Origin of the sequence: Anaerococcus sp. HMSC075B03, from assembly GCF_001815585.1 — a bacterium.
Classification (GTDB): Bacteria; Bacillota; Clostridia; order Tissierellales; family Peptoniphilaceae; genus Anaerococcus; species Anaerococcus vaginalis.
In genome coordinates this window covers 75,574-79,642 of sequence record NZ_KV821195.1, presented here as the reverse complement: position 1 = coordinate 79,642, position 4,069 = coordinate 75,574, and the positions used below count along the sequence as shown (strand labels likewise).

The 4,069-nt window shown below is 30.4% G+C and carries 6 protein-coding genes and 1 pseudogene; all 7 read right to left on the bottom strand.

Going from position 1 to position 4,069, the window contains the following annotated elements; translation table 11 throughout:
- On the bottom strand, positions 1 to 192 hold a 192-nt coding region (locus HMPREF3045_RS06460), incomplete at its 3' end, for a recombinase family protein (RefSeq protein WP_180363011.1).
- A 54-nt stretch (positions 193 to 246) separates the two neighbouring features.
- Positions 247 to 813: pseudogene (locus tag HMPREF3045_RS06455) on the bottom strand (type IV secretory system conjugative DNA transfer family protein); the annotation flags it as partial.
- Entirely contained in the window at positions 806 to 1,540 is a 735-nt protein-coding gene (locus HMPREF3045_RS06450; RefSeq protein ID WP_070738091.1) for a phage antirepressor KilAC domain-containing protein, read from the bottom strand. The pseudogene HMPREF3045_RS06455 and the gene HMPREF3045_RS06450, both read right to left, overlap by 8 nt.
- Positions 1,537 to 2,022 (bottom strand): PcfB family protein, encoded by a 486-nt coding sequence (locus tag HMPREF3045_RS06445; protein WP_000606597.1) that lies wholly within the window; start codon positions 2,020 to 2,022, stop codon positions 1,537 to 1,539. The genes HMPREF3045_RS06450 and HMPREF3045_RS06445 overlap by 4 nt, the downstream gene beginning before the upstream one ends.
- Positions 2,015 to 2,842, bottom strand: coding sequence for an ATP-binding protein (locus tag HMPREF3045_RS06440; protein ID WP_000793094.1), 828 nt, complete (start codon positions 2,840 to 2,842; stop codon positions 2,015 to 2,017). Before HMPREF3045_RS06440 ends, HMPREF3045_RS06445 begins: the two co-directional genes overlap by 8 nt.
- Positions 2,839 to 3,612 (bottom strand): replication initiator protein A, encoded by a 774-nt coding sequence (locus tag HMPREF3045_RS06435; protein WP_001008418.1) that lies wholly within the window; start codon positions 3,610 to 3,612, stop codon positions 2,839 to 2,841. The genes HMPREF3045_RS06440 and HMPREF3045_RS06435 overlap by 4 nt, the downstream gene beginning before the upstream one ends.
- A gap of 83 nt (positions 3,613 to 3,695) precedes the next feature.
- Entirely contained in the window at positions 3,696 to 3,977 is a 282-nt protein-coding gene (locus tag HMPREF3045_RS06430; protein ID WP_001267200.1) for a CD1845 family protein, read from the bottom strand.
- Positions 3,978 to 4,069 lie beyond the last annotated feature (92 nt).

The window sequence follows — 4,069 nt, the reverse complement described above, 5'->3', positions numbered from 1 at the left end:
CTCTCTATCAAAGGTTGTTCCGCTTACTCCATCGTCTGTATAGTGATAAATATTTACAAAGCCGTTTCTTTTGGCATAGCTTTCAAGTAGCTGCTTTTGATTGGTGATGGAATTGCTCTCTCCTTGCATTTCATCATCACGACTTAAACGCTCATAAAGGGCTGTTTGTCCTGTTCTTTTCATATTTGACATGAGAATTACCTCCTTTCCAAGTTTTTATTATTTTCTCTGTCCTTATAAGGTTAATCCTTTAGGGTCTGTTACTACATAGGAAGAATGCATTTGCATTAGATTTGGCTTTACATAAAATCTCGTTTTACCTGATCCAGAACCACCTATTACTAATACATTTTTATTTCTGGCATATTTAGGGTTTTTAGGTCTTGAGTTCATTGTTAGTCTTTCGGTATTAGTTATGAGAACATTGTTTTCAAACTTAGGGTCAATATATGGAGCAATATCCTTACTTTCTCCCCATCTTGCAGATCCATATTCCTTGCCTTGCCTATATTTCTTTTTGTTTTTACCTTTGCTGTAAACAATTAACTTAACAAGACCAGCAACTGAAATACCTACTAACAAGTCCCTTGGATTAAGGCTTGGTATATAAGATAAAGTTCCTATATCAGAAATTCCCACCATTATTTTATCAATAATATCTCCTCCTACATAAGAATTGATGTGCTTAGAAAAGATATTTCCAATGTAGAAGAATGATAGATAGGGAATGTTTGATAATATAAATTTCTTTGGGTTGTCTATTTTAATTAGGTTTTTAATATCAGAAAGAATGGATTCTAATATCTTATTCATCGTAGAAACCTTCACTATCTAATAAAATTAGTAGGTAGTGTCTTCCCTTTGGTGTTATTAATGTTTGTATTCCTACAAGTGTACCTAGTGGATCAATCCATTCTTTTACTTCAAAATATCCCTTGTTCTTATCTGCATAAGGTAAGAGTTTCTTTTTCTTATCTCTGTAAATTAATCCCTTATCCATTAGAAAACTTATAAATTGATTTTGTGGTATTCCTAACTCTTTGGCAGTATTTCTAAAGTTTGTAAGTAGGTTATAATCTACTAATTTGTCATAATAATCTGCCTTTGGTCTTAATTCTTCAATTTCTTCTTCTCTTTCAGCAATAATTCTATTGGCTACAAGAATTGCATCTGCAAGTAGATCTTCATTAGTTTTCTTTTCTTGCCCTACTATATATCCTCCGTTTTTTCTAATACTTGGTAAGACTTCTCTAGTTACCCAAGCTTTGAATATTTTTGCTTGTAGTAGTTTTGATGAGAGGATAAGTGAATACAATCCTGATTCGTTAATTATTGAAATATTCTGTATTCCTCCAGGGGTGTTCCATTTCGTTACACCCTTATCTTCTTCGTCTACATGGTCATAAATAGCTTTTCTGGGATTGACATATCCTAGCATAGTTGCTACTTCATTTGCTATAAAGAAAAACTCACCATCTTTTTCAATAACAGTGAGTTTCCCAAAATTCTTATTTTCAAATGTTTTTAGATTACTTATCATAAGCTTTGCTCCTTATGTTTATTTTTAACTTTATCTTTACTAATGGTGTCCTTAGCCATATCTTTAAACTTATTTATAGTCTTCGTTATTGAATCTTTTCTATCGGCCTTTTTTTCAGAAGCCTTAACTGCTTTTTTAAAGGCGTGTTCCATTACTTTTATATCCTTAGATTGAAAAAACACAGAGTGGTTACCAGTTTCCTTATCTTTCATAACAGAAAACTTCACTCCGTGTTTGTTTAAAATTTTCTTTAATTCTTTTAACTCAGGATCTTTTAGATTAATTTCTTCTAACTGTCCCTTTTTAACCATATCCTTTAGTTTTACTTCTTCTCCATTATTTTTTATTACATTTTTCAAGCCTCCTTGATCTTCTATTTGCTTGTGAACTTTCTTTAAGGCATCAAGAATTGCTTTACTTGTTGCTTTTGCAAGCCTTACTTCAAGGTTAAGACTCGACCTAGATACTTCTTCATTAATCATCTATTCCACCTCCATATAAAAGTAACTCTTTGTATTTTCTTAACTTCTCTTGATGGATTTTTCTTCTAAAATCTTCTCCCGTAACTTTAACTGGTATTGTCATTTCAAGTATTCTTGAATATATCCTCTGATACTCAAGTTCAATATTAGGATTTTGAATAATTTCCAATGATAAGTTTGTAGTAAAAATTGTCGGCCTACCTTTTAAGTATCTTGAGTTTATAATGTTATATACTTGTTCTCTTGCATAAGATGTATCCCTTTCAATTCCAAGATCATCTAAAATTAACAACGGAATGTTTGATAGGTTATCTATAATTTCATTTGAATCTAGCTTAAATGCTGATTTTTGTATTTGATTTATAACCTGAGATAAATTCATAATCTTAACTTTAACTTGTTCTCTTTCAATTAATTCATTTGCAATAGAACAAGCAAGATAAGTCTTTCCACTGCCAACATCTCCATGAAATAAAAGTCCAACATTGTCTTCCTTCATTTGTTCAAAACTTTTAGCATAATTGTAAGCAACCTTGTAAGCTTGACCTTTTTCATTTAAGAATCTCTCAAAATTATATTGGTGTTGGAGTGGCGATGAGAAACAATCTCTTTTTAGCGATGATATTTTCATTAGTCTTTCTCTTTCTTCATTTTCCTTATCTCTTTTTATTTCACATTCACATTTAATTCTGGGAATAAACTTTGTAAAGCCAAGGTCAAGTAATTCTCCATCGACTCTTTTATCACATACCTTACAATAAATATGTCCATTTCTTTCAATATCATTTTCTCTTAATACAAAATCTTTTAAGTTCTTCATAAACTCTCTCCTATATCGTAATTCATTTTCCTTGTTGTATTATCATTAATGTTTTTTGCCTGATCATTAAGATACCAATTGATTATCGTTGCCTTGTAATCTTGATACACTCTGTTATTTGCTTTCATATATGACGACAACCTATCAATGTAGTCACTAATTCTACTTCCTAACTCATTTGTTAAGTCCTTGTATTCTTCATCAGTCAAAAATATGTTTTTATATATTCCATAAGGCTTTTGTCCCTTACTAAAATCATTCTTTCTTAACTCATTATTACTAATATTGTTATAGTTACCTTCCGATTTTCGGAAATCTTGAAGTCTGTTATTAGGAGTTCTTGAATTCCGATTATCGGAAGTCTGGACTTCTGCTTTTCGGAAATCTGGATTTCTATTATTTGAATCGGAGAAAACACTCATAAAATCTTTAACATATATCCTATTTGGTTTTCCAAGTCCTTGTCTTTTCTTTTCTATCAATCCAATTCCTGATTTTATATCAAGCTCATTTATAATCTTTAAGGCTTTATCATTAGCACAGTTAAATTGCTCTTTAATAGCATCCATTGTGTAGTAAATAAAGACTTTTCCATCTTCATCTATCCAGCCATTTTTATATGAAAGACCCATTCGATTAAGCATATATGAATACAAAACTTTAGCTTCAATAGAAATGCTCTCAAAAATCTCATCTTCCATTAATACCATAGGTAACCTAATGAAGTTATACATCTCAGATTGCCTATTATAAAAATAATCAAAATTCATTCCTACCTCCTCTCTTTAAAATAAAAAAAGACGACAGAATTATTGCTTTCTATCGTCTACGGTTGTCTTATATTTATTTTTCTTCAAATTGATTTTATTGTATAGTTTAATAATTCTAATAATCCAATAACATATATACCTAATTTAGGTAATCCAAATGGACTAAATAAAAATGCTAATATTAGTGCTTCAATTACAATTTGCTTGTCTCCTTGAAAAATGCTAGCTATTCCAATTATAAAAATCAAAGTAGAAACTACGCTTAACAACGCAGTACTCAAACTTAATATGAAGGTTAAAAAAGCTATGAGCAAACTCAACACTAATCTTATCGGTAATAAAATTATTCTAATTATCCATCTCATACATACTCCTAAAAATTAAACTGGGATTCATAACAAACCCCAGTTTCATAATTAGCGTGTCCTTTAATATAATTTTGATCCTGCTGGAATAT